The sequence below is a fragment of the Roseateles chitinivorans genome, assembly GCF_050632145.1.
GTDB classification, from domain to species: Bacteria; Pseudomonadota; Gammaproteobacteria; order Burkholderiales; family Burkholderiaceae_C; genus Roseateles; species Roseateles chitinivorans_B.
The window spans coordinates 1,766,834-1,793,230 of record NZ_CP192577.1 but is presented as its reverse complement, the minus strand read 5'-3'; the positions used below and the strand labels follow the sequence as shown (position 1 = coordinate 1,793,230).

24 protein-coding genes are annotated in these 26,397 nt (G+C 70.2%); 10 read left to right on the top strand and 14 right to left on the bottom strand.

Annotation, left to right across the window (positions count from 1 at the left end):
* Nucleotides 1–42 precede the first annotated feature (42 nt).
* From ACQ86G_RS08275 to ACQ86G_RS08235, 9 genes are all read right to left on the bottom strand, one after another.
* Entirely contained in the window at nt 43–591 is a 549-nt protein-coding gene (locus ACQ86G_RS08275) for a hypothetical protein (RefSeq protein ID WP_431260135.1), read from the bottom strand.
* 87 nt (nt 592–678) lie between these two features.
* Nucleotides 679–2,352, bottom strand: coding sequence for a long-chain-fatty-acid--CoA ligase (locus tag ACQ86G_RS08270; RefSeq protein ID WP_431260134.1), 1,674 nt, complete (start codon nt 2,350–2,352; stop codon nt 679–681).
* A gap of 215 nt (nt 2,353–2,567) precedes the next feature.
* Nucleotides 2,568–4,646 (bottom strand): sensor histidine kinase, encoded by a 2,079-nt coding sequence (locus ACQ86G_RS08265; protein WP_431260133.1) that lies wholly within the window; start codon nt 4,644–4,646, stop codon nt 2,568–2,570.
* Between the two features lie 140 nt (nt 4,647–4,786).
* Nucleotides 4,787–5,350, bottom strand: coding sequence for a hypothetical protein (locus ACQ86G_RS08260; RefSeq protein WP_431260132.1), 564 nt, complete (start codon nt 5,348–5,350; stop codon nt 4,787–4,789).
* Between the two features lie 113 nt (nt 5,351–5,463).
* On the bottom strand, nt 5,464–5,898 hold the full coding sequence (locus tag ACQ86G_RS08255) for a hypothetical protein (protein WP_431260131.1): 435 nt from the start codon (nt 5,896–5,898) through the stop codon (nt 5,464–5,466).
* Nucleotides 5,895–7,289 carry a hypothetical protein gene (locus ACQ86G_RS08250; protein WP_431260130.1) on the bottom strand — a complete coding sequence of 465 codons (1,395 nt, stop codon included), beginning with the start codon at nt 7,287–7,289 and terminating at the stop codon, nt 5,895–5,897. Before ACQ86G_RS08250 ends, ACQ86G_RS08255 begins: the two co-directional genes overlap by 4 nt.
* Nucleotides 7,290–7,635: 346 nt before the next feature.
* Nucleotides 7,636–9,057: an NAD(P)(+) transhydrogenase (Re/Si-specific) subunit beta gene (locus ACQ86G_RS08245; RefSeq protein ID WP_431260129.1), complete on the bottom strand. Its 1,422-nt coding sequence runs from the start codon at nt 9,055–9,057 to the stop codon at nt 7,636–7,638.
* A gap of 4 nt (nt 9,058–9,061) precedes the next feature.
* Nucleotides 9,062–9,406, bottom strand: coding sequence for an NAD(P) transhydrogenase subunit alpha (locus ACQ86G_RS08240; RefSeq protein ID WP_431260128.1), 345 nt, complete (start codon nt 9,404–9,406; stop codon nt 9,062–9,064).
* Between the two features lie 80 nt (nt 9,407–9,486).
* Nucleotides 9,487–10,605 (bottom strand): Re/Si-specific NAD(P)(+) transhydrogenase subunit alpha, encoded by a 1,119-nt coding sequence (locus tag ACQ86G_RS08235; protein ID WP_431260127.1) that lies wholly within the window; start codon nt 10,603–10,605, stop codon nt 9,487–9,489.
* Nucleotides 10,606–10,837: 232 nt separating this feature from the next.
* On the opposite strand from ACQ86G_RS08235, the gene ACQ86G_RS08230 reads away from it, so the two are divergent.
* Nucleotides 10,838–11,359, top strand: coding sequence for a hypothetical protein (locus ACQ86G_RS08230; protein ID WP_431260126.1), 522 nt, complete (start codon nt 10,838–10,840; stop codon nt 11,357–11,359).
* 135 nt (nt 11,360–11,494) lie between these two features.
* The gene (locus ACQ86G_RS08225; protein WP_431260125.1) at nt 11,495–11,989 is read left to right on the top strand and encodes an NUDIX hydrolase; all 495 of its coding nucleotides are present in this window, start codon (nt 11,495–11,497) and stop codon (nt 11,987–11,989) included.
* Between the two features lie 59 nt (nt 11,990–12,048).
* Here the strand turns inward: ACQ86G_RS08225 and ACQ86G_RS08220 are convergent, their stop codons facing one another.
* On the bottom strand, nt 12,049–12,927 hold the full coding sequence (locus tag ACQ86G_RS08220; RefSeq protein WP_431260124.1) for a response regulator: 879 nt from the start codon (nt 12,925–12,927) through the stop codon (nt 12,049–12,051).
* Nucleotides 12,928–13,154: 227 nt separating this feature from the next.
* Between ACQ86G_RS08220 and mnmA the strand changes: the two genes are divergently transcribed.
* The 3 genes from mnmA to ACQ86G_RS08205 all read left to right on the top strand — a co-directional run bounded on the left by mnmA (nt 13,155) and on the right by ACQ86G_RS08205 (nt 16,461).
* Nucleotides 13,155–14,279, top strand: a complete 1,125-nt coding sequence (gene mnmA, locus ACQ86G_RS08215; RefSeq protein WP_431260123.1) for a tRNA 2-thiouridine(34) synthase MnmA — start codon at nt 13,155–13,157, stop codon at nt 14,277–14,279.
* 171 nt (nt 14,280–14,450) lie between these two features.
* Nucleotides 14,451–15,779: a sensor histidine kinase gene (locus ACQ86G_RS08210; RefSeq protein ID WP_431260122.1), complete on the top strand. Its 1,329-nt coding sequence runs from the start codon at nt 14,451–14,453 to the stop codon at nt 15,777–15,779.
* Between the two features lie 103 nt (nt 15,780–15,882).
* The gene (locus tag ACQ86G_RS08205) at nt 15,883–16,461 is read left to right on the top strand and encodes a response regulator (RefSeq protein WP_431261362.1); all 579 of its coding nucleotides are present in this window, start codon (nt 15,883–15,885) and stop codon (nt 16,459–16,461) included.
* A gap of 146 nt (nt 16,462–16,607) precedes the next feature.
* Here the strand turns inward: ACQ86G_RS08205 and ACQ86G_RS08200 are convergent, their stop codons facing one another.
* The 4 genes from ACQ86G_RS08200 to ACQ86G_RS08185 all read right to left on the bottom strand — a co-directional run bounded on the left by ACQ86G_RS08200 (nt 16,608) and on the right by ACQ86G_RS08185 (nt 21,316).
* Complete coding sequence (locus tag ACQ86G_RS08200) at nt 16,608–17,069, bottom strand: hypothetical protein (protein WP_431260121.1); 462 nt, start codon at nt 17,067–17,069, stop codon at nt 16,608–16,610.
* An 80-nt stretch (nt 17,070–17,149) separates the two neighbouring features.
* On the bottom strand, nt 17,150–17,533 hold the full coding sequence (locus tag ACQ86G_RS08195; protein WP_431260120.1) for a sensor histidine kinase: 384 nt from the start codon (nt 17,531–17,533) through the stop codon (nt 17,150–17,152).
* A gap of 23 nt (nt 17,534–17,556) precedes the next feature.
* Nucleotides 17,557–20,433, bottom strand: coding sequence for a ligand-binding sensor domain-containing protein (locus ACQ86G_RS08190; RefSeq protein WP_431260119.1), 2,877 nt, complete (start codon nt 20,431–20,433; stop codon nt 17,557–17,559).
* Between the two features lie 70 nt (nt 20,434–20,503).
* Entirely contained in the window at nt 20,504–21,316 is an 813-nt protein-coding gene (locus ACQ86G_RS08185; RefSeq protein ID WP_431260118.1) for a LuxR C-terminal-related transcriptional regulator, read from the bottom strand.
* 204 nt (nt 21,317–21,520) lie between these two features.
* Between ACQ86G_RS08185 and ACQ86G_RS08180 the strand changes: the two genes are divergently transcribed.
* From ACQ86G_RS08180 to ACQ86G_RS08160, 5 genes are all read left to right on the top strand, one after another.
* Entirely contained in the window at nt 21,521–22,165 is a 645-nt protein-coding gene (locus tag ACQ86G_RS08180; RefSeq protein WP_431260117.1) for a response regulator, read from the top strand.
* 356 nt (nt 22,166–22,521) lie between these two features.
* Nucleotides 22,522–23,343, top strand: coding sequence for an alpha/beta fold hydrolase (locus ACQ86G_RS08175; protein ID WP_431261361.1), 822 nt, complete (start codon nt 22,522–22,524; stop codon nt 23,341–23,343).
* Nucleotides 23,344–23,428: 85 nt separating this feature from the next.
* On the top strand, nt 23,429–24,082 hold the full coding sequence (locus tag ACQ86G_RS08170) for a hydrolase (RefSeq protein WP_431260116.1): 654 nt from the start codon (nt 23,429–23,431) through the stop codon (nt 24,080–24,082).
* Between the two features lie 64 nt (nt 24,083–24,146).
* On the top strand, nt 24,147–24,440 hold the full coding sequence (locus ACQ86G_RS08165) for a XapX domain-containing protein (RefSeq protein ID WP_431260115.1): 294 nt from the start codon (nt 24,147–24,149) through the stop codon (nt 24,438–24,440).
* 69 nt (nt 24,441–24,509) lie between these two features.
* Complete coding sequence (locus ACQ86G_RS08160; RefSeq protein ID WP_431260114.1) at nt 24,510–26,369, top strand: amidohydrolase; 1,860 nt, start codon at nt 24,510–24,512, stop codon at nt 26,367–26,369.
* Nucleotides 26,370–26,397 lie beyond the last annotated feature (28 nt).

Below are 26,397 nucleotides of genomic sequence, written 5' to 3'. Positions count from 1 at the left end.
CAACAATGGAAGGACCGCCTCCACGAGGTCAGGCGGTCCGGTTCAGTTGAACCCCAGTGTCGCACGCAGCTCGTGCGCTGCGGCGTCGCCCTTGGCGGCGCGCACACGGTCGATGATGTCCAGCGCCAGGGTCTGCAACTGGTTGATGTCGGCGCATTGCTCGACCTCCAGCGCGATCTTGTAGCCCTTCAGCAGCCCCTGCTGCTTGGCGAAGGTGCTCAGCGCGGTGTACAGCTCCTGGAAGGGCAGCGACGACGTCGGTGCCCCCGCCAGCCGCGACGCCGCGGAACGCGAGGCCGAAGCGCCGCTCATCCGCGACGACGGTCCGCCCGTTCCCATCGGGGTCGCGATCGATGCCGGGCCCATGGGCCGCGACAACGGCGCACCGGCCGTCACCTTCACCAGTTGATGCTGCACCAGCAGTTCGAGATCCGTCGGCGCGGCGCCTTGCACCACGCCCACCCAGTCACCGCCGGACTTGCTGGCGTCGATCACCAGCAACAGGTTGCGCGCCACGCGCGCCTGCACCAGCGCGCGCGACTTGATCTCCGCCCTCCCGGCCTCTGTCTTTTCGTAGCGTTCTTCGAGCACGGCCTTGCCTCCTCCACAGGAGGGCGAACTTTAGGGCGTCAAGGGCGGGTTTCGCCCAAGTGCAATCCCTAAAACTGCTACCGACTGCTACTTCTTGTCGCGCAATTCACGACGCAGCACCTTGCCAACCGGCGTTTTTGGCAGTTCGGTCCGGAATTCGATGATCCGCGGGCGCTTGTAGCCGGTCAGGTTGGCCTCGCAGAAGGCCTTCACATCGGCTTCGGTCAGCGCCGGGTTGCGGCGCACGATCACGACCTTCACCGCCTCGCCGGCCTTCTCGTCGGGCACCCCGACCGCGGCGCACTCGGCCACGCCCGGCATCTGCGTCAGCACGTCCTCGATCTCGTTCGGATAGACGTTGAACCCGCTGACCAGGATCATGTCCTTCTTGCGGTCGACGATGCGGAAGAAGCCGCGCTCGTCCACCGTGCCGATGTCGCCGGTGCGGAAGTAACCGTCGGACGTCATGACCTTGGCGGTCTCGTCCGGCCGCTGCCAGTACCCGGCCATCACCTGCGGACCGCGGATCGCGATCTCGCCGGCGCTGCCGGACGGGACCTCGTTGCCGTCGTCGTCGAGCAGCGTGACCTCGGTGCCGGACAGCGGCAGGCCGATCGAGCCCGTGTAGGCCGTGCTGTCCGTCGGGTTGCAGCACGCGACCGGCGACGTCTCCGACAGGCCGTAGCCTTCGACGATCGGGCAGCCGGTCTTCTCCAGCCACAACCGCGCCGTGGCCTGCTGCACGGCCATGCCGCCGCCGACCGAGATCACCAGCCCGCTCCAGTCCACCGTGTTGAACTGCGCATGGTTGGCCATCGCCATGAAGAGCGTGTTGACCGCCGGCAGGCTGTGGATCTTGTGGCGGCTGAGTTCCTTGAACACCGCCGGCAGGTCGCGCGGGTTGGGGATCAGCACGTTGCAGCCGCCGACGCGCATCGACAGCATCAGATTCGTGGTGAAACCGAAGATGTGATACAGCGGCAGCGCGCAGACGCTCATCAGCTGTTCATCGGCCGGCTTCTTCTTCAGTGCGGGCTGATACCAGGCTTCGCACTGCAGCGTGTTGGCCACCAGGTTGCGATGCAGCAGCACCGCGCCCTTGGACACCCCGGTCGTGCCGCCGGTGTACTGCAGCACCGCGATGTCGTTGGGGCCGACCGCCGGACGCTTGTAGCTCTGACCGCGTCCCTTCGAGACCGCGTCGTTGAAGCGCACGGCCGAGGGCAGCTCGAAGGCCGGCACCAGCTTCTTGACCTTGCGCACGACGTAGTTGACGACCATGCCCTTGGCGAAGCCCAGCATGTCGCCCATCGCCGCGAGCACGATGTGTTTCGTCGGCACGTTCGCGAGCACCTGCTGCAGCGTGGCGGCGAAGTTCTCGACGATGACGATCGCCTTCGCGCCGGCGTCCTTGAGCTGGTGCTCCAGCTCGCGCGGCGTGTACAGCGGGTTGACATTCACCACGACGTAGCCGGCGCGCAGCACGGCCGCGACGGCGACCGGGTACTGCGGCATGTTGGGCATCATGATGGCGACGCGATCGCCCTTCTCCAGGCCCAGGCCCTGCAGGTACGCGGCCAGCGCGCGCGAGGCCTCGTCGATCTGCGCGAAGCTGACCGACTTGCCCAGCATCTTGTACGCGGGGCGCTCCGGGAACTGCTTGAACGCCGCTTCCATCAGCTCGACGAGCGAGGGATAGACGTCCGCATCGATCTCGGCAGGCACTCCCGCCGGATAGTGCTTCAGCCAGTTCTTCTCCATTGTTCTGTCTCCAAGGTACGGCGCGGATTCTCGCCGATCGCCATCGGCGCCCCATCAGGGGATTCGATAGACCGCACAAAGTGGAGAGATGACTCCAGAACACGCAGGAAACAGCGTCGATGCGACGCGATGGCGGGCCTGCCCCGTGCCTGCGCGCGCGAAGCCGCTTCCCGCGACCGTTCCCATGTCTCGTTCCCGCCTCGGCGGGACAGGTCTCACGGGCCGACGCGCAGCGGCAGTCGCAGCAGCAGTTCGGTGCCGCCCTCGACGGGCGCCTCTTCCGGCGATCGCCAGTCGATCTCGGCCGAGATCCGTTCCGCGCGGCGACGCATGCCGCGCAGCCCGTTGCCCTGACGCAGGTCCGCGGCCATCCCGCGGCCGTTGTCGACGATCGACAGCAAGACCTGCCCCCGCGCCTCGTCGACGCGCGTGGAGAAGCGGACCCGCGTCGCGTCGGCGTGATGGATGACGTTGCTGAGCGCCTCCTGCACGATGCGGATCAGCTCTCGCCCGCCGGTGCCGCGCAGTGTCGGCAGCAAGGGCACGTCCGTCAGTTGCCAGTCGAGCTCGAGTCCGGCGTCCTGCAGGCGCGGCGCCATCCGGTGCCGCAGGTTGGCCAGCAGCAGCGTGAGGTCGCCGTCCGTGACGGCGAGCGCATCGACGGTCAGGCGCATCTCGCGGATGCACTCGTCGAGCTGTTCGACCAGCGATTGCGACGGCACGCCGCGCTCCGCACACAGCCGCGCGGTCACGAGCTGCGAACCGAGGCCGTCGTGCATCTCCTGCAGCAGCCGCTCGCGTTCCTGCGCGGCGCTGCGTTTGCGCTCGCTGTCCTGCAGGTCCTCCCATCGATCCTGCAGCTCGCGGGTGCGCGCGTCGAGCGCCTGTTCGAGCCGGATGCGCGCCATCGCCTCGTCGCGCAGCGAGCCGACGAAGCGCCGCTGCAGCGCCACGCCGGCGATCGCGATCAGCACCGCGTGTCCGACGACGTTGAGGTCGACCACGCTCATCTGCCTGGACAGCACGAGCGCGAACCAGCTCACATAGAGCCAGACCCAGGCCGACAGCGCCACCGCACAGGCGCCGACCAGCGGGGCGCGGCGGGGTGTCGCGAGCGCGGCGCGGGCCGCCAGCACCGTGGCGGCGCCCAGCACCATGGCGCGACTGCCGAGGGCCCACCAGGGCCAGGGATGGTGGAAGTCGGTCCAGCTCCAGCCGAGGAAGGCGGCGGCGCCGTCGATCACGATGCCGAGCACCAGATAGGCGACGGCCATCTTCTCCGGCCATCGCGCGCCGACGCCCGACAGCCGCGCCACCAGGAACAGCAGGCCCGCCTTCGAGATCACGTCGGCCAGATCCAGCACCACGCGCCACCAGGGCGCGGGGAAGAGCGCGCCGTTGAGCAGGTAGGGCGACAGCAGCAGCGCGGTGCACAGGCAGAACAGACCGGTCACGCCATACAGCCATTCCTGGCGCAGGGCGAGCGAGACCATCAGCATGAACGCGCCGATCACCAGGCCGGCCAGCGCCGTCGTCACGCGGATCACCTGCCAGAAACGGCGACCTTCCTGCAATGCGCGGATCTGCCCGGACGGGCCCAGCAGCGGCGCGGACAGTCCGGCGCCCTCGAAGCCTGGACGCGCCAGGCGCAGGCTGAGCCGGTGTTCGCCGGCGGGCAGCATCGCGGGCGGGATGCTCACCTGCAGGCGTCGTCCCGCGAGCAGCAGGCCGCGCTGCGCGAGATCGTCCTCATCCTCGGCCGCGTAGCCACTGCCGGGGCTGGACGTCGCGATCAACTGCCCGTCCAGATACACCGTCGCCGCGGGACGATGCTGGATCACCAGCCAGTACGGCGCCTCGGCGGCCCGGTCCAGCCGGAAGTCGATGGCGAACCAGAGCGGGCCTGGGGCGTCCGTGTCGTGGACCTGGACCGGCAACGCGACCACATGCCCCGGCGCGAGGGGCACGGCCGGCGTGCTCGGGATCGTCGACGGCATCGGCGTCGGCGTGGCCGTCGGATTCAAGGGCCGGGACACGACGGCCGATGCGGCGGGCTCCGTCGACGGCGGACCGGCCGGCACGCGTATGCCAGGGAGCACACCGGGCACCTGCGCCGGATCACGCGCATCGCCCCGGAGCACGCGGGCCTCGGTCAATCGCAGCACCTGGTCCGGCATCGCCGTGCCGTACTGCTGGGAGAACAGATGGACGACCCAGAGCGCCAGCAACGGCAGCGCCACCAGCAGCGCGAGCCGCCGGATCGACACCGTCGCTGCTGCCGGACGGCCCGCCATCGATCGGGTGAATACCGCCAAATCGCCCCCACGCGGCACATGAAAGGGAACGGCCGGCCCCGCAAGAGGCCGGCCGCGGCAGATGCTAGGTCATCGTGGGTGTCGGCGACACCTCGGACCTAGGGGCGGGTCGGCGACGCTCAGATCACGGCGCCATCGGGGCGCAGCTGAAGGTCGATCCGGCCATAGTCGCTGAGGTTGCCTGCCTGATCGATCTGTTGGACGGTGACACGAACCAATCCTGCATAGTCTTCGCTCGGCAGATGGAGATCCGCCTTCGAGATCGTGTCGCCGGATCCATAGTGGAACATGTGATCGAAGCCGGCCGAGAACACCCAGGTCGCGCCCGGCTCCAGCCCGGTGACCCGCAGCGAGGGATCGGACGTCAGGAGATCGGTGTTGCTGGCGCCGGTGTCGTGGATCAGCGCCAGATGCGGCGCCTCAGGCTTGGTGTCGTCGATCGTGAACTGACGCTGCGTGAGGGTCTGGTGACCGGCCGCGTCCTGTGTCCGGATGGACAGCGTATGCAGGCCCTCACCGGGCAGTTGCTCCTTGCGGATCGTGCCGTCACCCAGCGCGTTCCAGGCGCCACCGTCCCATCGGTACTCCCCATTCGAGGCGTTGAACACCAGGATCGTTCCGGACTGCGTATAGGCCGTGTTCCAGAGCGACGAGATCGCCGGATCGCTCGGGATCTGGATCATCGCCGTGCCAGCAGGCAGCGACGGTGTCGGATCCGGATCGCCCACCGTGTAATGGAGATGACTCGACGGACCGACATTGCCCGCGGCGTCGATGAATCGCACTTCCAGGTCGATCACGCCGGGGCCGTTGCTGTAGATGCGGGGGAGTTGTCCCCGAGCCGCTCGTCCACCCAGTTCCCTCCGTTGACGCGGGACTGGAAGTCCAGGCCCAGCAGATCCGGACCGGAAATGACCACCCGGCCGTCGGTGGTCACATGGTCCGTCGCGCTCGGGCCGTCATCGTGGAAAAGCGCGAGCGTCGGCGCCACCGGCGGTGTCGCGTCGAGGGTCACCTCGACCTTCCTCAGGCCCTCGTTGCCGGCCAGATCGGTCTCGCGCAATTCCAGCAGATGCTTGCCGTCGGCCCCGAACGTGCTCAAGGGGAGATGGCCGTCGACGGGCGCCTCCCGCCATGCCCCGCCATCGATGCGGTAGGACAGGCTGTCCTGATGACGGGCGCCGAGACTGTGGAGGCTGATCGTGAAGTCATCCAACGCATTGAGGCTCACCTGGTCCGGTCCGGCCCCCCTGGCTGCCGCTGCCTGCTGGAGGAGGTCCAGTTGGGGACCAGCCCTTCCTGGTCCAGCGTGAACGTCAGCGTCGCCGCCTCGCTGGCGTTGCCGGCGGCATCGACCTGCTTGACTTGCACGGTCGGCTGGCCGCCATACGGGAACTGTGCATCCACGTTCACCACGGTCGTGCCGGCCGCAAACTCCTCCCAGTCGCCGCCATTCGTGCTCACCAGCAGCCTGGCGCCGGGTTCAAGCCCGCCCACGCCGATATTGCCCGACAAGGTGATGCCGTCGGTGTCGCTGACGCCGGTGTCGTTCAGCAGGGCCAGCGTGGGCGCGTGCGGCGCGGTGGCATCGAGGGTGGCGGTCAGCGTCGTCACCGGACCCACGTTGCCGGCCAGGTCGATCTGACGCACCTCGAGGTGAACGGCGCCCTCCTGGTGGAACGTCGACACCGGGATCTGCCCGTCCACGGCGGCCTGCCACGCGGCCGTCGCGTCGAGGCGGTACTCGACGCGAGCCCCGGCCTCGACGCCCAGCGGGACGATCCGGTCGGCCGGGCCGAGCGCCGGCTTGTCGGCCGGCATCGTCCAATGCAACGCGTCGGGCGCCGTCCTGTCCAGCACGAAGGACAGTTCCGCGGCGACACCTTCGTTGCCGCTCGCATCGATCTGCCTGACCGCCAGATGCTTCTCGCCGTCGGTGCCGAACAGCGAGTCCGACAGCGGCGCGTCGCCGCCGTGCGATGTCCAGGTCTTGCCTCCGTCGAGGCTGAAGGCGAGCGTGGCGCCCGCCTCCAGACCCGAGACGTTCACCGAACCCGACGACGTGATCCGGTCATGATCACTGCTGCCGGTATCCACCGCCAACGACAGCAGGGGCGCGGCCGGCACATGCGCAGGGGGTTTCGGATCCGGGTCCGTCGGCGTCGTCGGGTCGGGGTCCGACTTGCCCGGGTCGGGCTGCTGCGGCTGGTCGGGCTTGGGTTGATCCGGCTTGGGTTGATCCGGCTTGGGTTGATCCGGCTTGGGCTGGTCGGGCTTGGATGGGTCAGGCTTGGACTGATCAGGCGGTGGCAGGTCCGCCCCCGGATGATCGGGACCGGAACCGGCATCCGGCTTCTGCCCTGAAACAGGGGGATCCTGCCGGGGCTGGTCGGGCTTCGGCGGATCGATGGCCGCGATCGGTGGCGCGCTGCCCGACGAAGATCCTGAGAGGCTGGCCGCGCCACCGATGCCCAGCAGACCGATGCCCGCCGCCATCAGCGCGGCATAGCGGTCGTCGTGCTGCTCGCCCTCAGGCGGAGCGGCGGCAGACAGCGCCTCGGACGCGCCCGTGTCGACGTCCGGGGCCGCATCGGATGCGATCGCAGCACCCGGGGCGGTCACGGCTTCGGTGGTGCCGGCGGCGGACGTGTCCGCCGAGGCGGCGCTGGAGGGGACATCAGTCTCGGCCTCCTGCCCCTCCTCGTCGGGGCGGAGACGGCGATCACGCGCCCTGGGCGCCGGTGGACTGTTCGAGGTTTGCGGCGCACGTACGCCGGTCAACAGAGCTGAGGTGTCGGGCATGATGAACAGGGAAAAGGGGATGACCCCGGAGTCTGTTCATGTTGGTCGACGGCCGCATTGACCTCCACTTGCCGTCGACGTCGACATCTCCGACCGATGTCGGTAGGCCATCCACCAGAACTGGTGGAAGACGGCCACCAAAGCCCGAGCGCGTTCCCACAGCGGACTACTCGACCGCCTTGAGCATGTCCTCGACCACCTTCTTCGCATCGCCGAAGACCATCATGGTCTTGTCCATGTAGAAGAGCTCGTTGTCCAGGCCCGCGTAGCCGGCGGCCATCGAGCGCTTGTTGACGATGATGGTTCGCGCCTTGTACGCCTCGAGGATGGGCATGCCGAAGATCGGACTGCCCTTCTGCAGCGCGGCCGGGTTCACCACGTCGTTGGCGCCGAGGATGATCGCGACATCGGTCTGGCCGAACTCGGCGTTGATGTCCTCCATCTCGTGCACCTGGTCGTAGGGCACCTCGGCCTCGGCGAGCAGCACGTTCATGTGGCCGGGCATGCGGCCGGCGACCGGATGGATCGCGTAGCGGACCGTCACGCCCTTGTCGATCAGCTTCTGCGCGAGCTCCTTCACCGCGTGCTGCGCGCGCGCCACCGCCAGGCCGTAGCCGGGGACGATGATGACGCTCTCGGCGTTGCCCAGGATGAAGGCGGCGTCGTCGGCGCTGCCGCTCTTCACGTTGCGCTGCTGCGTGGTCGTGGCCGCGGCGCCGGCCTCCGCGCCGAACCCGCCCAGGATCACGTTGAAGAACGAACGGTTCATCGCCTTGCACATGATGTAGCTCAGGATCGCGCCCGAGCTGCCCACCAGCGATCCCGCGATGATCAGCATGCTGTTGTTGAGCGAGAAGCCGATGCCCGCCGCCGCCCAGCCGGAGTAGCTGTTCAGCATCGACACGACCACCGGCATGTCCGCGCCGCCGATCGGGATGATCAGCAGCACGCCGAGCGCGAAGCCCAGCAGCGCGACGAGGATGAAGTCCATCGAACTCTGCGAATGCCAGAAGCCGAAGATGAAGAACGCGGCGGCCAGTCCGAGGATCGCGTTCAGCCAGTGCTGGCCGGGGAAGGTGACGGGCGCGCCCTGGAACAGCCGGAACTTGTACTTGCCGCTGAGCTTGCCGAACGCGATCACCGAACCGGAGAAGGTCACCGCGCCGATGAAGCAGCCGAGCGCGAGCTCGATGCGGTTGCCGCCGGGGATGGGTTCGCCGCGCGGCGCGATCGCGAAGGCGTGCGGCTCCACGACCGCCGCGCCGGCGATGCACACCGCCGCCAGGCCGATCATGCTGTGCATGAAGGCGACCAGCTCCGGCATCTTGGTCATCTCGACGCGCTGCGCCATGACCGCGCCGATGCCGCCGCCGATCACCAGGCCGCCGAGCACGTAGCCCAGGCCGAGCGTCTGTCCGCCGGCGAGCTTGAGGATCAGCGCGCCGGTCGTGAGCACGGCGATGGTCATGCCGACCATGCCGAAGACGTTGCCGCGGATGGAGGTCGTCGGATGCGACAGGCCTTTCAGCGCCTGGATGAAGCAGACGCTCGCGATGAGATACAGCAGCGTGACGAGGTTCATCGACATGGGATCAGCCCTTCGCCGCGTGGTTGGTCTCGCTGCCCTTGCCCTCGGCAGGCGCCTTGCGCTCCTTCTTCCTGAACATCTCCAGCATCCGCCGCGTGACGAGGAAGCCGCCGAAGACATTGACCGCCGCGAGCGCGACGGCGAAGGTGCCCAGGCCCTTGCCGAGGGTGGTCTCGGTGAGCGCGGCGGCGAGCATCGCGCCGACGATGACGATGGCGGAGATCGCGTTGGTGACGGCCATCAGCGGCGTGTGCAGCGCGGGCGTGACGGTCCAGACGACGTGGTAGCCGACGTAGATGGCCAGCACGAAGATCGTCAGGTTGATCAGGGTCGGGGAGACGGCGTCCATGCGGAGAGCTCCTTCCGGGAATCGGGGAATCGGGCGATCGGGGAATCGGGCGATCGAGGAAACGGGGTCGGGGGTTGCGCTCAGGGTTTGCGCAACACCTGGCCCTCGTGTGCGACGAGGCAGGCGGTCACGATGTCGTCGTCGGCGGGCAGCGCGAAGCCGCCCTCCTTCGTCAGCACCAGCTTCAGGAAATCCAGCAGGTTGCGCGCATACAGCGAGGACGAGTCCGCCGCGACCAGCGCGGGCAGGTTGGTCTCGCCGACCAGCGTGACCCCGTGCTTGCGGACGGTCTGGCCGGGCTCGGTCAGCGGGCAGTTGCCGCCGGCCGGCGCGGCGATGTCGACGATCACGGAGCCGGGCTTCATCGCGCGGACCATCTCCTCGGTGACCAGCACCGGCGCCGGTCGGCCAGGGATCAGGGCGGTGGTGATGACGACGTCGGCCTGCGCCACGCGCTTGGCGACCTCCACCTGCTGGCGCTGCAGCCAGCTGGGCGGCATCGGGCGGGCATACCCGCCGACGCCGACCGCGGCTTCGCGTTCCTCGTCGGTCTCGTAGGGCACGTCGATGAACTTGGCGCCGAGCGACTCGACCTGCTCCTTGACGGCGGGCCGCACGTCCGAGGCCTCGATCACCGCGCCCAGCCGCTTGGCCGTCGCGATCGCCTGCAGGCCCGCGACGCCGACGCCAAGCACGACCACTCGCGCGGCCTTGATCGTGCCGGCCGCGGTCATCAGCATCGGGAACAGGCGCTGGTAGTGGAACGCGCCCAGCATCACCGCCTTGTAACCGGCGATGTTGGCCTGGCTGGACAGCACGTCCATGCTCTGCGCGCGCGAGGTCCGCGGCGCGGCCTCCAGCGCGAAGGCGGTGAGGCGGGCCTCAGCCAGACGCTGCAGGCCGTCGCGGTCGAACGGGTTCAGCATCCCCACGAGCACGGCGCCGGGCTTGAACAGCGGCAGCTCGCCCGGGTCCGGGGACCGCACCTTGAGCACCAGGTCGGCACCGAAGGCGGCCTCGCGGCCGACGATCTCCGCGCCGGCAGCGGCAAACGCCTCGTCGGTCGCGCTGGCGTTCAGGCCCGCCCCTTGCTCCACGCGCAGCGCATGGCCCTGCGCGACGAGCTTCTTGACGGTTTCCGGCGTCGCGGCGACGCGCGTCTCTCCCGCCGCGCTTTCCTGCGGCACACCGATCAGCATCTGGAGGTCCTCCGTCCGATTCAGGGTCGAGGGGAGCTTAACCGGGTCACCGCCTTGGGCGAGGCTCGCCCGCGACAGGGGTTTTCACCAGGGAGACGCCCGTCCGCAACCCGAAGGCAACGGGTGGGCAACCTGCCGGCAATGCTGTTTCGAGTGGTGAACAGCGGTCGTCCGCCGGGGTGAAAGCGGCGTTAAATGGAGGCGTCCAATGACCCCCGAAAGGAGTCACCCCATGATCAAGAAGATGGTTTTCAGCAGTGCGTTGGCGATGGCGGCCCTGGTGCCGATGGCTTCCCGGGCGGCCGACGTCGGCGTGTCGGTGAGCATCGGCGAGCCGGGCTTCTACGGGCAGATCGACATCGGCAACGTCCGGCCGCAGGTCGTGTACGAACGGCCGGTGCTGGTCCAGCGCGTCCCCGCACCTGAACCGGCGGTCTACCTGATGGTGCCCCCGGGCCACCAGAAGAACTGGGCGCGCTATTGCGGGCGCTACAACGCCTGCGGCCGCCCCGTGTACTTCGTCCGCGAGACCTGGTACCGCGACGTGTACGCACCGCAGTACCGCCGCGAGCACACCGAGTACCGCTGGCGTCCGGACGGCCGCCGCGACTGGCGCGACGACCATGACCACGGTCACGGCCGGGGGCCCGATCGCGGCCCGGACCGGGATCATGGCCGTGGTCCCGACCATGACCGGGACCACGGTCGAGGCCCGGATCGCGACCGGGACGACCACGATCGCGGCCGTCGCTGATCCCCTGTCCGAATGACAAGACCCCGGCATGCCGGGGTTTTTCATTTTCGGCGTTCACAATGCGGCCCGCACCCACTGCGGTGGCCGCTCCCGGCATTGGCGCCGCGGCTCGCGCCGCCCTTTCAGGAAGGACCAATGACCGAACGATTCAAGCCCAGCGTCACCGTCGCCGCCGTGATCGAACAGGAGGGCCGCTACCTGCTGGTCGAAGAGCTCACCCGCGACGGACTGCTGCTGAACAACCCCGCCGGCCACCTGGAGCAGGCGGAGTCCGCGATCGACGCCGTCGTCCGCGAAGTCCTCGAGGAAACCGCCCGGCCGTTCACGCCGGACGCCTTCCTCGGCGTCTACATGTCGCGCTTCCTGCGTCCCGACCGCAACGACGACGTCACCTACGTCCGCCTGGCCTTCACCGGCCGCGTCGGCGACCAGATCCCGGGTCGTCCGTTCGACGAGCCCATCCAGCGCACGCTGTGGCTGACGCTGGACGAGATCCGCGCCAGCCAGGACCGCCATCGCAGCCCGCTGATCCTGCAGTGCATCGAGGATCACGCGGCGGGGCGCCGCCTGCCGATCGAGGCGGTGAGCGGCCACCCGTCGCTCTACGCGCCGCGGGCCTGGCCGCACTGAGCCTCACGCGGCGGGCCGCCCGCAACGGCGCCGGCCCTCCGCGGGTGAGGAGGGTCATTTCAGAGGGTCATGGCGGCGCTGATCGCCTGCTCGCTGTGGCGCGGCGCGCGCCGGCAGGCTTCCAGCTCGTTGACGGCGCAGCGCGCCAAGGTCGTCAGCGATTCGCGCTGCCGCTCGCGCAGGCGGCGCGGCAGCCGGTCCATCACGCACAGGCTGCCGACGACCTCGCCGGTCGACAGCGACAACGGCACCGACGCATAGAAGCGCACGTAGGGCGCGCCCTGGACCAGCGGATGGTCGACGAAGCGCTGGTCGTGCCAGGTATCGGGCACCTCCTGCAGGCTGCCGTGGTGCATCACGTGCGAGCACAGGCCGCGGGCGCGCGGCATCAGCCGCAGGTGCAGGCCCGAGGTGCCGATCAGGCGCAACTGGTCACCGTCGACCAGCCCCACGGCCGCCATCGCGCCGCCGCTGATGTCGCAGGCCAGGTCGGCCAGTTCGTCGAAGGCGACGTGCGCGCGCGACGCCACGTCCAGTCCGTCCACGGCGGCCTGGCGCTCGTGCTCGTCGGCCTGCAGCGGCGCGAGCCAGCCGCGCAGGGTCGCCAGCACCTCGTCGGTCTGGCTGCCCTTCTCGAAGAACCCCGAGATGCCGTGCTCCGCGCAGGCGCGCCGCATGTCCTCGTAATAGCTGTGCGTCAGCACGATCACCCGGGCACCCACGCCCAGTTGCCGGATCGCCCGCAGCACCCGCAGGCCGCTGCCCGGCTGCAGCGCCAGGTCCATCAGGACCACGTCCGGCTGCGCCTGGATGATCGTCTCGATGGCGGACGGTTCGTCCCCGGCTTCTCCCACGACGTGGATCTGGCGCTCCCGGGCCAGCAGCGCCTGCCATTGCGCCCGTGCCGTGATGGATCCGTCGACGATGACGATGTTCATGATCTGGTGCTCCCTGTTGCATTCAGTTTCTTCCCGCCTCGGGAGGCGGTGGAGTCGGCGTTGCCGCGAGCGCCTGTCGGGATCGGCGCAAACCCTTGTCAGCCATCCCTGACACCCGGATGGGGGGATCGCCCCTCGGACGTGTACTGCGTCACGGACGGGCGCGGCGCCGACGCCCCGACCCCGCCCGGACGGGGTGATGCCGACCTTTGGGACAATGCGGCCCCATGAATCCCAAGAAGCAACGCGTCGTCGTCGGCCTGTCCGGCGGCGTTGATTCCGCCGTGACGGCCTGGCTGCTGAAGCAGGCCGGGCACGAGGTCGTCGGCATCTTCATGAAGAACTGGGAAGACGACGACGACAGCGAGTACTGCTCCTCCAACATCGACTTCGTCGACGCGGCGGCCGTGGCGGACGTCATCGGCATCGAGATCGAGCACGTGAACTTCGCCGCCGAGTACAAGGACCGCGTCTTCGCCGAGTTCCTGCGCGAGTACCAGGCCGGCCGCACGCCCAATCCGGACGTGCTGTGCAACGCCGAGATCAAGTTCAAGGCCTTCCTCGACCACGCGATGCGCCTGGGCGCGGAGAAGATCGCCACCGGGCACTACGCCCGGGTGCGCGAGGTCGACGGCCGCGTGCAGCTGCTCAAGGGGCTGGATCCGCTCAAGGACCAGAGCTACTTCCTGCACCGGCTCAACCAGGCGCAGCTGCAGAAGACGATGTTCCCGGTCGGCGACCTGCCCAAGACCGAGGTCCGCCGCATCGCCGAGGAGATCGGCCTGCCCAACGCGAAGAAGAAGGACTCGACCGGCATCTGCTTCATCGGCGAGCGCCCGTTCCGCGAGTTCCTCAACCGCTACCTCTCCCAGAAGCCGGGTCCGATCAAGGACGACCGCGGCCGCAAGGTGGGCGAGCACGTCGGCCTGTCGTTCTATACGCTGGGCCAGCGCCAGGGCCTGGGCATCGGCGGCATCAAGGAGAAGGGCGCGCCGCGCGGCGGCGGCGAGCACGCGCCGTGGTTCGTCGCCCGCAAGGACCTGGACAGCAACACGCTGGTCGTCGTCCAGGGTCACGACCACCCGCTGCTGCAGAGCCGCGGCCTGGTCGCGCAGGACCTGAGCTGGACGGACCGGCCGCCGGCCTTCGGCGGCTTCGGCGCCAAGACCCGCTACCGGCAGGCCGACGCCGCCTGCGCGTTGACACCGGGTGGAACGGATGGACTGACTGAAGGCAGCATCCGCCTGGACTTCCCGCAGGCGCAATGGGCGGTGACGCCGGGCCAGAGCGCGGTGCTCTACGACGGGGACGTCTGCCTGGGCGGCGGCGTGATCGCCGAGGCGATCGCCTAGGCCGCACGGAGGCGCCGCCCCGGGCGGCGCTGCCCGCAACTCATCCGGCGATTCGGGGCACTCGTCGCATGGGCGGAACCGCCCCGCGGGTGTCCCCTGACAATGCGCACCTTCCCTGCCGGACGTCGCCTGTGGCACGCTGGCATCCCGTCGTCTCGTCCGGATCGCGCCTTGGATCGCCCCCTCGATCGTCTGCTTGCCCGCATCGCCCAGCCCGCCTTCGTGCTGCGCATCGCCGCCCTGGCGATCTGCCTGCTGGAGCTGGGCTCGGCCATCTGGGGCCTGATGGGCAACCAGACGGAGCCGTACGACGGCGTCCTGGCCAGCCTCTACCGCCGCACCGGCGGCACCACGCACGACGCGCCCTTCGTCCTCACCTGCCTGGCGCTGGTGATGGTGTTCGCCTGGCACTTCTGGCGCCTGGCGCGCCAGCAGCACCTGGACCTGCCGCCCCGCAACGCCCTGTCCCGGGTGGTGCTGCTCGACGTCCTGGCGCTGCTGGTGACGCCGGGGCTGCCCTTCCTGGTCACCGTGCTGGCGGCGCTGCTGCTCAACGTGCGACGGGCCTTCAACTTCGCGCTGGCACAGGTCGTCATCAACGTCGCGCTGTACTGGCTGCTGCCCAGCGAGGCCCAGCGGCTGGAGCAGATCCAGCCCGACATGCCCTGGTGGCTGAACAGCGTGGGGCTGTCGATGTCCATGGTGGCGCTGCACGGGATGGCCTTCGGGCTGGGCCGGCTGGCCGCGGCCGAGGGCGAGCGCCGGCGCTGGTTCCAGGCGATGCTGGCCGAGAAGGAGTCCGGCGAGCGCCTGCAGATCGAGCAGCTGCGCTACGCCGAACGGTTGCACATGGCGCGCGAACTGCATGACGTGATGGGCCACCACCTGACCGCGCTCAACCTGCACCTGCAGCTCAGCGAGGCGCTGCTCAAGCGCCACGACGAGCCGGGCGCGGCCCAGGCGGTCGAGAAGGCCAGGCTGGGCGCGGCGGGGCTGCTGGCGGAGGTCCGCGCCGCCGTCTCGCGCGAGCGCGAAAGCCAGCGCATCAACCTCGAGGCGGCGCTGCGCACGCTGGCGGACGGCATCGCCAGCACGCAGATCGAGCTGGCGCTGGACCCGGTCGCGCAGGACCTGACCCCGCGCTGCGCGCACGCGCTGCTGCGCTGCGTGCAGGAGGCGGTGACCAACGCGGTGCGCCATGCCGGCGCGACGCACGTGCGGGTGACGCTGGAGGCGGTCGACGCGACGTCGGCGGTCAAGGCGGAGGAGCGGGGCGAGGCGGCTTTCGCCGCCGGTGAGCCTGTCCGGGCGGCCTCGCCGTCCGCGGGGTCACAGGTGCGCGTGCGGGTTGACGACAATGGCCGGGGCACGCGCAAGCTGCGCGAGGGCAACGGACTCAAGGGCATGCAGGAACGCATGGCCGAACTGGGCGGGACGATGCAGGTGCTGCGGCATCACCCCGGATTCCTGATCGAACTGAATTGCCCGCGGCGCGCCTGAAGCGGGCCGGCGCCATCCAGGGAAGGAGACGACATGAGCGAGAACACCATCAAGCTGCTGCTGGTGGAAGACCAGCAGCTGGTGCGGGAGGGTCTGGAAAGGCCTGCTGGCGCTGCACGACGACATCCGTCTGATCGGCGAAGCCTCCGACGGCGCGGAGGCGCTGGAGCTGCTGGCGCGCGAGCAGCCGGACGTGATCCTGTCGGACATGCGCATGCCGCGCCTGGACGGGATCGGTCTGATCCGCGCCCTGGCGGCCCGGGCGCTGAAGATCCCGGTGGTGCTGCTGACGACCTTCGACGACACGTCCGCCTTCGACGAGGCGGTGCGGGCCGGGGCGCGGGGCTTCCTGCTGAAGGCGATCAGCCCGGACACGCTGGTGCAGGCGCTGCGCGACGTGGTCGGCGGATCGACGGCGCTGCGGCCGCTGCTGACCGAGCGCATGGAACGCGCACCGGTGGAGCGCGCCTTCGCGGCGACGCCGGAGCCCGAGACGCTCAGCCCGAAGGAACTCCAGGTGCTGAGGCTGGTCGCCAGCGGCCGCAGCAACACCGAGATCGCCGCGCTGCTGGGCAACAGCGAGGGCGTCATCAAGAACCACTGCTCCGCGGTGTTCGCGAAGATGGGCGTCCGGGACCGCACGCAGGCGGTCCTCAGAGCCATCGACCTCGGCTGGATCTGACTCCGGCTCGGTCTCCCGGGGCGTAGCGAGCGGACGTCAGGCTAGGCGGGCGGAGCGGAGCGGAGGAACCGGAACGTACTTCCTGTACGTGAGGATTCCGAGCATCCGACCAACGACGCATGACGTTCGCGCAGTAGCCCCTGCTCTCAGATCCAGAGGTCGTAGTCCTGCAGGGCGCGGATGCGGCGTTCCACCGACAGGAATCGGGCGGCGCCCACTTCGCCGATCGCCTTGACCACGCGCGGGTGGTACTTCTTGTAGAGCTTCTGCTCCGCGTCGACATACCCGAGGTAGCCGCGCGAGAAGTACTTCGACTGCGCATTGGTCGGCTTCTCGCCGATCTGCACGTACTCCACCGACATGCGGGTGAACTGGCGGTTCAGCGTGGCGAGCTCGCGCTCGTAGGCCTCATAGACCGGGACGAACTTCCGGGTCTGCGCCTCGTCCAGGGTCAACGCCTTCAGCACGACGCCCTTGCGGTCGGCGCGGACGGCGTCGCGCAGCGATTGCGCCTGCGCGATGTCGGGCACCGGCGTCGGATCGGCGAAGGCCGGCAGCGCGGCGGTCAGGGACAGGCAAAGCGCGGACAGCGCGGCAAATTTCTTCATCTCTTTTCCCTCCTCAAGCAGTCGGGGCTCGACTGCGCGCGGATTCTAGGAAGCGGGGTCAGACCTGACCCTCCGGGACTTCACGGGGAGACGGGCGCGCGGGTCTGCCGCCAGCGCTCCCGCCATCCCGCGTGTCGCGCATCGGCCACGCACAGCACCAGCTCGGTGCCGCCACCGGGCACGCTGCGCACCGCGAAGCCCGCCGCCATCAGTCGCGCCCGCTCACGCATCCCGCACATGCCGTAGCGCAGGCCCCGCGATGGGCGCGACTCCCAGTCCGGTGCCAGCCCGATGCCGTTGTCGCGCACGGTCAGCACCACCGCATCGATCCGGTAATCGAGCTCGAGCATCACCTCGGTCGCCCGCGCATGGCGGTCGGCGTTGGTCAGACCTTCGCGCGCGATCAGCAGCAGCTCGTCCTCCACCAGCGCCGGCAGCGCGCGCGGCGTCCCGAGCATCCTCATCCGGAACTGCCCCGGCGGACGGATCAGGTCCTGACCGGCACGCGCCAGACGGTCGGTCCAGTCATGGCCGCGCCGGCCATCGTCGCCACGCTGTCCGTCGCCACGTCCTCCGCCGCTTCCTCCACCGCCGCCGCGGCCGTCGTCATCCCCTCCCCGTGGCCCTCGCGATCGGCGGCGTCCTCGTCGTCGATGCGCTGCCGCAGCTGCCCGACACGATCGCGTCCTTCCGCGAGCAGCGCCTCCGCGCGCGTCAGGTCGCGCTCCATCTTGTGGCGCAGGGCCGCGTCGGCGACGCGCCGCACGCTCGCGTCCAGGCCCAGCAGCAGGCCCTGGAATCCCTGCAGCAGCGTGTCGTGCAGATCGCGGGCGATGCGTTCGCGCTCGCGGTGGCGGTCGGCCTGCCGCAGTCGCCACCGGGCCTGCAGCGACCGCACCCGCAACCGGTATCCCGCCCAGACGGCCACGACCAGGACCAGCGCCACGGCCCAGCGGAACGCCGGATGCTGGTGGAGCATCGGTGCGATGCGGAAGGCGAGCACCGTCGGCTGGCGGCTCCACAGGCCGTCCGGATTCGAGGCGAGCACCTCGAAGCGGTAGTCGCCGGGACCGAGGTTGGCGTAGGTCGCCTCGCGCTGCGTGCCGGCGTCGCGCCAGTCGGCGTCGACGCCGACCAGCCGGAAGCGGTAGCGGACCTGTTCGGCCTTGCTGAGCACGCGGGCGGTGTAGCGCAGCGTCAGCGCGCTCGTGCCCTCGGGCAACTGCTGCCCTTGCGCCGCCGGATAGTCCTGGCCGCCGGCCGCCAGCGCCTGCACGTCCACCCCGACCTCGCGCGCGTTGCGCTTCGTCCGCGCGGGGTCCAGCCAGACCACGCCGAGGTTGGTCACGAACCACAGCCGGCCGCGGGCATCGCGCACCGCGGTGGGTGTCGCCGACGCCTGTCGCGCGATGCCCGGCAGGCCGTCGGCGGCATCGAGCAGCTGGTAGCTCAGCGGGTGTGCCGACTCGACGAACAGCGAGGGCACCTCCGCCGCGGCCAGCCGCACGAGGCCGCGCGCGCCGTTCAGCCAGAGGTCGCCGTCGAAGGACTCGACGACGCCCGAGACCCGTCCGAAGGCAGGGTCCCGGTCCAGCGTGATCGTGGCGAATCGCCCGTCGCGGCCCAGGGCGACGCCGTTCTCGCCGGCGACGACCAGCCCGTGGCGGGTGTTGGTCACCGTGAGGATGCGGCCCGTGCGCAGGCCCTGTCCGGACCCGAAGCGCTGGTGCCGGCCGCGGTCGTCGATGCCGGTGAGCACGCCGTCGTGCCCGAACCAGACCGCGCCGTCCGCATCGACCGCGATCGCCCCCGGCGGCACGCCGTCCAGCTCCGCCTCCTCGATCCGTTCGAGGCCGGCGCGTGTCGCATGGAACACCCCCGCCTCATGCAGCGACAGCCACAGGCCGCCGGCGGGATCGGCCGCCATGCCGTCCGCGGCGGCCCGCGTGCCGGCGGGCAGCGGCAGGTTCCAGCGTTCCCATCGCCCCCCCGGCGGGGAGCGCCACAGCGTCTCGTCGTCCCAGAGCCAGAGCGAGCCGTCGGTCGCCCGCACCGCCTGCGTGGCCGGCCGCCGCGACAGGGGGCGGGGATCGACGCCGTGCTCGCGCACCGCGCCGCCCGGCGGATCGACACGCCAGCTCGCGGAGGAGCTCGACAGCAGCACGCCGGTGCCGTCCGGCTGCACGCTGAAGCCGGTGGCGGCTGCGTCCTCGAGCCGCGTGACCCGCTGGATGCGCTGCGCGCGCAGGCTGCTCACGCCGACGTTGGTGCCGACCCAGATCTCGCCGTCGTCGCTCTCCAGCAGCGGCACGGTGATCGACGAACCGAGGCCGTCCGCGACGGTGAACCACCGCCCGCGCGCCCAGTCCAGTTGCTCACCCGCCGGCAGCCGCGCCGTGTCCGCGGCGTCGGTGCGGAACACGCCGCGTCCGTTGACCGTCACCCACAACCCGCCGTCGCTGTCGAACAGCATCTGCTTGACCAGCGTGACCGGCTGGCCGTCGCGCGAGGACACCACGCTGGGCGAGAACGGCGCCGCGGCGAGGTCGTCGGCCCGCACCGGTCCGGGCGCCGGGGCGGTCTCCGGCAACGCGGCCCAGGCGCGCCATGAGCCCGGCAACCCCAGCGGACGCACGCCGCCGCGCCCATCCGCCAGCCAGAGCCGGTCCTGCCCGTCCTGTGTCATCACCGCGGAGCGGCCGGTGGCCACGCCGGTGTCGTCGAAACGATCGGCACCCGCGGCGAGGCGATAGAGCCGCTCGCCGGAGTTGACCCACAGGGTGCCTTGCCGGTCGCGGAACAGGTACTCGGCGCCGGGCTCCGGGTAGCCTTGTTCCTCGCCGACACGATGCCAGCGCTGGCCGTCGAAGCGCGCGAGGCCCTTGCCCGCCGCCGCCCACAGCGCGCCGGACGCCCGCACCAGCCGCAGCACGCGACCGCCCGGCAGCCCCTGGGCCGCACCGTGGCGCACGACCTGCCCCTCGCGCAACTGCACGACGCCGCCGTCGAACAGGCCCAGCCACAGCGTGCGGTCCTCGTCGACCAGCAGCGCGTTGATGTTGAGCGCCGGCAGCGACGAATCGCCGGGCCGGTAGCGCTCGAAGCGCAGGCCGTCGAAGCGGTACAGGCCCATGCCGGTGCCGAGCCAGAGCACGCCCTCGCGCCCGCCGCCCAGCGTCCAGACGTCCGGCGGCGCCCCGTCGCGGACGGTCCACGACCGGTGGGAGAAGTCCGGCAGGCCATCCTCGGCGGTCGAGGCGGCCGAGGCGGCCTGGGCCGGCGCACGGTCGGCGCCGAGCAGGCACGCCGCCGCGAGGAGCCAGGCGGTCCACGGCCTGGTCACGTTCCGGTGGTGCCGCGTCATGCCGCTTCACGCCTCTTCATCACGCCTCTTCACACCGCGCACGCCAGGCCACGCCGCGCCACCCTCCCGCTCACGCGGCAGGCAGCGGACGCAGCCCGTAGAGCCCCTGCGCGGGCCCGCGCGCGGCGACACGCACCGGATGCGGGACGGGGTCGTCGAGCAGCGGTTCGTCGTCGAGCAGTCCGCGCCGCAGCGCCTCGGTGGCGGCCTGGGTGCGGCTGCGCGCGCCGAGCTTCTGCAGCAGCGTCTTCACATGCGTCTTGACCGTGCCGGCCGCGACCCCCAGCCGCAGGCCGATCGACTTGTTGTCCAGTCCGAGGCACAGCATGCGCAGCACGTCGCGCTCGCGCGGCGTCAGGTCGTCGCCGAGCCAGCCCTCGGCCACGGCGCCGGCCGCCGTGCGGCAGAGGTAACGTCGACCGGCCGCGACGGCGCGCGCGGCATCGCGCAGTTCCTCCAGCGCGCAGGCGGCGTGCACGTAACCGAGCACGCCCGATGCCATCGCCTGGCGGACGCGGCCGCCATGCACCACGGGACTGACGACCAGCCAGTGCGGTCCGGGCAGGCCGGTGACGGACGGCGCGCCGTGCCCGCCGTGCCCGGCGGGTGGGCCGCGGCGCGGCACGCCCGACAGCGCCTGCAGCGCGCCGTCGTGATCGGCGACGACCAGCCGGATCGGCTCGACCCGACCCGACGGGCCGGCGGCGAGCGTCGGCAGCACACCGGATTCGGCGATCAGGCCGGCGTCATCCCCGGCGTCATGGGCGCGGAAGAACGGCGACAGCGCGGCGGCGATGCCGGCGCGCAGCAGCGGATTGCGGTGGAGGACGATCGCGTCGAGGACGGCGTCCGGGACGGCATGGAGGCGCTCGATCAGGGACATGGACGGCTCCCGGGGCGGTGAGGGGGAAGAAGGGCTGGGGCGGACCGTGAAGACGGGCGCCGGGGAGGCCTTGAAAGCGCTCCCCTGAGAGACGCCCGATCATCGGAAGCGATGCTGCACCGCGATAGCCCCGGTCGAGTCGACAACGTTTACCCGAAAGGGTATCGGCCCCCTGGAACAGGGACGTCCGGGGAGCTCGCGCCTATGATCGCCGCCATGGTGCCCGCGTCCGAACCCATCCGCGTCCTGACGGTCGACGACCACCCGCTGATGCGGGAGGGCATCGCCGCGGTGCTGGGCGAGCAGCCGGACATGACGCCGGTGGGCGAGGCCGACAACGGCTGGCAGGGGCTGCAGGCCTTCGAGCGCCTGCGCCCCGACGTCACGTTGATGGACATCCAGATGCCCGGCATGGACGGGCTGGAGGCGCTGGCGCGGCTGCGCGCGCTGAGTCCGGCCGCGCGGGTCATCGTGCTGACGACCTTCAAGTCCGACGGCCAGGCGTGGCAGGCGCTGAAGCTGGGCGCCAGCGGCTACCTGCTGAAGACGCAGCTGCGCACCGAGCTGCTGGACGCGGTCCGCGCCGTGCACCGCGGCAACCGCTGGATCCCCAACGAGGTCGCGCAGGAGATCGCCGCCCACGCCGGCCAGGAGCAGCTCTCCGGCCGCGAGATCGACGTGCTCGAACACATCGCCCAGGGCATGAGCAACCGCGAGATCGGCGGCAAGCTGTCGCTGTCCGAGGACACCATCAAGGCGCGGGTCAAGACCATCCTGTCCAAGCTCGACGCGCGCGACCGCACCCATGCCGTCGTGCTCGCGCTCAAGCGCGGCCTCCTCCGCCTGTAGCCATCGCCGATAGCCCGTCGTCGGCCGCGGTCGTCGGCTGCCGGCGCGTGTCATCGCCCGCAGTCCTTCCGGGCCCCGTCTGCAACGCGGCGTCACGCACGTCTGCCTCCGACGGGAGAGCAGCGGGTGCGCCATCGGCGGCTGGTTTGCCGGGGCATCGGTTCCTACGATGAAGGGATCCCCGGAGCCCCGCCATGACCACCGCATTTCTCCCCACGGACCCCACCCGCCGCGACGTGCTCGCGCTGGGCGGCCAGCTCGCGCTCGCCGCGGCGCTGCCGCTCGCGCTGGCCGACGGCGCCGGGGCCGCGACCCCTTCCACCCCTTCTTCCACACACCCCCTGCCAGGAGCCCCCATGAGCTACGTCACCACCAAGGACGGTACCGAGATCTTCTACAAGGACTGGGGCAGCGGCCAGCCGGTCGTCTTCTCGCATGGCTGGCCGCTGAGCAGCGATGCGTGGGAAGACCAGATGCTCTTCCTCGGCCAGAACGGCTTCCGCGTGATCGCGCATGACCGCCGCGGCCACGGCCGCTCCAGCCAGAGCTGGAACGGCAACGACATGGACACCTACGCCGACGACCTGGCCGCGGTGCTCGACAAGCTGGACGTCAAGAACGCCGTGCTGGTCGGCCACTCGACCGGCGGCGGCGAGGTCACCCGCTACGTCGGCCGTCACGGCACGAAGCGCGTGGCCAAGGTCGTCCTGGTCGGCGCGGTGCCGCCGACGATGATGAAGTCCGCCGCGTATCCGAACGGCCTGCCCAAGGACGTCTTCGACGGCATCCGTGCCGGCGTGCAGAAGGACCGCTCGCAGTTCTACAAGGACCTGACCACGCCGTTCTTCGGCGCCAACCGTCCGGGCGCGGCCGTGTCGCAGGGCGCGCGCGACAGCTTCTGGCTGCAGGGCATGCAGGGCTCGCTGAAGTCGCAGTTCGACTGCATCAAGCAGTTCTCGGAAACCGACTTCACCGAGGACCTCAAGAAGATCACCGTGCCCACGCTGATCATCCACGGCGACGACGACCAGATCGTGCCGATCGCCCATTCCGGCGAGCTGTCGGTGAAGCTGGCCCCCAAGGCCACCCTGAAGGTCTACAAGGGCGGCGCGCACGGCCTGGCGGTCACCGCCAAGGACCAGCTCAACGCCGACCTGCTGGCTTTCGCCAAGTCCTGATCGTTCCGGGCCGGTCACCGCACGCTCGATGGCGCCGACGCCGTCGAGTGCGGATCGGCCTTTCACCCCCTTGAAGGAGATGTCCATGACCCCGATCGCCAAGGCCGCCCCCGGCGCCAAGTTGCTGAACCCGAAGGACCACACGCTGGTCCTGATCGACTTCCAGTCGCAGATGGCTTTCGCCACGCATTCGATCTCCGCCAACGAGCTGCGCACCAACGCCTCGCTGGTGGCACAGGCCGCTGCCGGCTTCGGCGTGTCGACCGTCCTGACCACGGTCGCCGAGAAGAGCTTCTCCGGCCCGATGTTCGAGGAGATCACCGCGCCCTTCCCCGGCCAGAAGCTGCTGGACCGCACCTCGATGAACACCTGGGAAGACGCCGCGGTGATCGAGGAGATCAATCGCATCGGCAAGCCGCGCATCGTGCTGGCCGGCCTGTGGACCAGCGTGTGCATCGTCGGTCCGGCGCTGTCGGCGATCGACCAGGGTTTCGAGGTCTACGTGATCACCGACGCCTGCGGCGACGTCTCGGCCGAGGCGCATCAGCGCGCGGTCGAGCGCATGGTGCAGGCCGGCGCGCAGCCGATGACCTCGCTGCAATACCTGCTGGAACTGCAGCGCGACTGGGCGCGCGGCGAGACCTACGACCTGACCACCGGCATCGCGAAGAAGGTCGGCGGCTCGTACGGCATCGGCATCAATTACGCCAAGTCGATGTTCAACGCCCACGAGGGCTGATCGCCCTCCTTGCGCGTCCTCGCGCGTTTCTCCCGATCGGCACCTCCGCAGGAAGGCGGCTCTCATGAATACCTATGTCTTGTCGGCCGCCGTCGGGTTGCTGGTCGGGGTGATCTACGGCGTGCTCAACGTGCGATCGCCGGCGCCGCCGGTGATCGCGCTGGTGGGACTGCTGGGCATCCTCGCCGGCGAGCAGATCCCGCCGCTGGTGCGGCAATGGCTGCAGCGCGACACGCACCAGGCCAGCTGGATCGAACAGAAGGTTCGCCCGCACATGTTCGGGCAGATGCCCGGATGCGAGCAGGCCCCGGCGCAGATGAAGGCCGGAACGCAGGCCACGGAGACCCACGATGTCTGAGACGAGCCCCCCATCCTCTTCGACGGCCGCCCCGGCGGCTTTTCCGCTTCCGCGGCCTGGCCCGACCTGGTGCTGTTCAACGGCCGCTTCACGACGCTGGACCGCGCACGGCCGCGCGCAGAGGCGGTCGCGATCAAGGACGGCCGATTCCTGGGCGTCGGTGCGAACCAGGAGATCCTGGCACTGGCCGGCCCCTCGACGCGCCGCATCGACCTGAAGGGCCGCGGCGTGCTGCCGGGCCTGATCGACAACCACCTGCACATCATCCGCGGCGGACTCAACTTCAACATGGAGCTGCGCTGGGACGGCGTGCGCAGCCTGGCCGATGCGATGGCGATGCTGAAGGCGCAGGTCGACATCACGCCCGCGCCGCAGTGGGTCCGCGTGGTGGGCGGCTTCACCGAGCACCAGTTCGCCGAGAAGCGCCTCCCGACCATCGACGAGCTCAACGCCCTGGCGCCGGACACGCCGGTCTTCCTGCTGCACCTCTACGACCGCGCGCTGCTGAACGGCGCCGCGCTGCGGGCCGTCGGCTACACGCGCGAGACGCCCGAACCTCCAGGCGGCCAGATCCTGCGCGATGCCGCGGGCAATCCCACGGGCCTGCTGCTGGCCAAGCCCAATGCGTCCATCCTCTACGCGACGCTGGCCAAGGGCCCCAAGCTCCCGCCCGAGTACCAGCTCAACAGCACGCGCCATTTCATGCGCGAGCTCAACCGGCTCGGCGTCACCGGGGCGATCGACGCCGGTGGCGGCTTCCAGAACTACCCCGAGGACTACCAGATCATCCAGAAGCTGTCCGACGCCGGACAGCTGACGATCCGTCTCGCCTACAACCTGTTCACCCAGAAGGCGGGGCAGGAGAAGGAGGACTTCCTCCATTGGGCGCAGTCGGTCACCTACAAGCAGGGCGACGACTACTTCCGCCACAACGGCGCGGGCGAGATGCTGGTGTTCTCCGCCGCCGACTTCGAGGACTTCCGCCAGCCGCGGCCGGACATGCCGGAGCAGATGGAAGGCGAGCTCGAGGAGGTGGTGCGCATCCTGGTCCAGAACCGCTGGCCGTGGCGCATGCATGCGACCTACGACGAGACGATCTCGCGCTCGCTCGACGTCTTCGAGAAGGTCCATCGCGACACGCCGATCGATGGGCTGAACTGGTTCTTCGACCATGCGGAGACGATCTCGACGCGCTCGATGGACCGGATCGCCGCGCTGGGCGGCGGCGTGGCGGTGCAGCACCGCATGGCCTACCAGGGCGAGTACTTCGTCGAGCGCTACGGCGCCCGGGCCGCGGAGGCGACACCACCGGTGGCGGAGATGCTGCGTCGCGGCATGAAGGTCTCGGCAGGAACGGACGCGACGCGGGTGGCGTCGTACAACCCGTGGGTGTCGCTGTCGTGGCTGGTGACCGGGCGCACCGTCGGCGGACTGCAGATCACGCCGCAGCGCAACTGCCTGGACCGCGAGGCGGCGCTGCGCATGTGGACGGAGAACGTCACGTGGTTCTCCAACGAGCAGGGCAACAAGGGCCAGATCGCGGCGGGTCAGCTGGCTGACCTGGTCGTGCCGGACCGTGACTTCTTCGGCTGCCCGGAATCGGACATCGCCGACACGAGCGCGCTGCTGACGATGGTCGGCGGCAAGGTCGTGTGGGGCGCGGGGGAGTTCGCCGAACTCGACGACTCGGCGCCGCCGCCGGCGATGCCGGACTGGTCGCCGGTGCGGCGCTTCGGCGGTTACGGCGCGTGGGGCGCCCACGGCGCCGAAGGCAAGCCGCTGCAGGCGGCGATGCAGCGCGTCGCATGCTGCGACACGGCCTGCGGCGTCCACGGGCATGCGCATGCGAACGCGTGGGCATCGGAGATTCCGGCGTCCGACCTGCGCGGCTTCTGGGGCGCGCTGGGCTGTGCGTGCTGGGCGGTGTGATGAGAGACAGGCGATGAGCGAATTCCGA

What these genes read in the sequence shown, in the direction of transcription:
- ACQ86G_RS08270 (WP_431260134.1), bottom strand. Translation starts at nt 2,352, where the DNA reads ATGGAGAAGAACTGGCTGAAGCACTATCCGGCGGGAGTGCCTGCCGAG.
- ACQ86G_RS08265 (WP_431260133.1), bottom strand. Translation starts at nt 4,646, where the DNA reads ATGGCGGGCCGTCCGGCAGCAGCGACGGTGTCGATCCGGCGGCTCGCG.
- ACQ86G_RS08260 (WP_431260132.1), bottom strand. Translation starts at nt 5,350, where the DNA reads ATGATCCAGATCCCGAGCGATCCGGCGATCTCGTCGCTCTGGAACACG.
- ACQ86G_RS08245 (WP_431260129.1), bottom strand. Translation starts at nt 9,057, where the DNA reads ATGTCGATGAACCTCGTCACGCTGCTGTATCTCATCGCGAGCGTCTGC.
- ACQ86G_RS08240 (WP_431260128.1), bottom strand. Translation starts at nt 9,406, where the DNA reads ATGGACGCCGTCTCCCCGACCCTGATCAACCTGACGATCTTCGTGCTG.
- ACQ86G_RS08235 (WP_431260127.1), bottom strand. Translation starts at nt 10,605, where the DNA reads ATGCTGATCGGTGTGCCGCAGGAAAGCGCGGCGGGAGAGACGCGCGTC.
- ACQ86G_RS08230 (WP_431260126.1), top strand. Translation starts at nt 10,838, where the DNA reads ATGATCAAGAAGATGGTTTTCAGCAGTGCGTTGGCGATGGCGGCCCTG.
- ACQ86G_RS08225 (WP_431260125.1), top strand. Translation starts at nt 11,495, where the DNA reads ATGACCGAACGATTCAAGCCCAGCGTCACCGTCGCCGCCGTGATCGAA.
- ACQ86G_RS08220 (WP_431260124.1), bottom strand. Translation starts at nt 12,927, where the DNA reads ATGAACATCGTCATCGTCGACGGATCCATCACGGCACGGGCGCAATGG.
- mnmA (WP_431260123.1), top strand. Translation starts at nt 13,155, where the DNA reads ATGAATCCCAAGAAGCAACGCGTCGTCGTCGGCCTGTCCGGCGGCGTT.
- ACQ86G_RS08200 (WP_431260121.1), bottom strand. Translation starts at nt 17,069, where the DNA reads ATGAAGAAATTTGCCGCGCTGTCCGCGCTTTGCCTGTCCCTGACCGCC.
- ACQ86G_RS08195 (WP_431260120.1), bottom strand. Translation starts at nt 17,533, where the DNA reads ATGAGGATGCTCGGGACGCCGCGCGCGCTGCCGGCGCTGGTGGAGGAC.
- ACQ86G_RS08190 (WP_431260119.1), bottom strand. Translation starts at nt 20,433, where the DNA reads ATGACGCGGCACCACCGGAACGTGACCAGGCCGTGGACCGCCTGGCTC.
- ACQ86G_RS08185 (WP_431260118.1), bottom strand. Translation starts at nt 21,316, where the DNA reads ATGTCCCTGATCGAGCGCCTCCATGCCGTCCCGGACGCCGTCCTCGAC.
- ACQ86G_RS08180 (WP_431260117.1), top strand. Translation starts at nt 21,521, where the DNA reads ATGATCGCCGCCATGGTGCCCGCGTCCGAACCCATCCGCGTCCTGACG.
- ACQ86G_RS08175 (WP_431261361.1), top strand. Translation starts at nt 22,522, where the DNA reads ATGAGCTACGTCACCACCAAGGACGGTACCGAGATCTTCTACAAGGAC.
- ACQ86G_RS08170 (WP_431260116.1), top strand. Translation starts at nt 23,429, where the DNA reads ATGACCCCGATCGCCAAGGCCGCCCCCGGCGCCAAGTTGCTGAACCCG.
- ACQ86G_RS08165 (WP_431260115.1), top strand. Translation starts at nt 24,147, where the DNA reads ATGAATACCTATGTCTTGTCGGCCGCCGTCGGGTTGCTGGTCGGGGTG.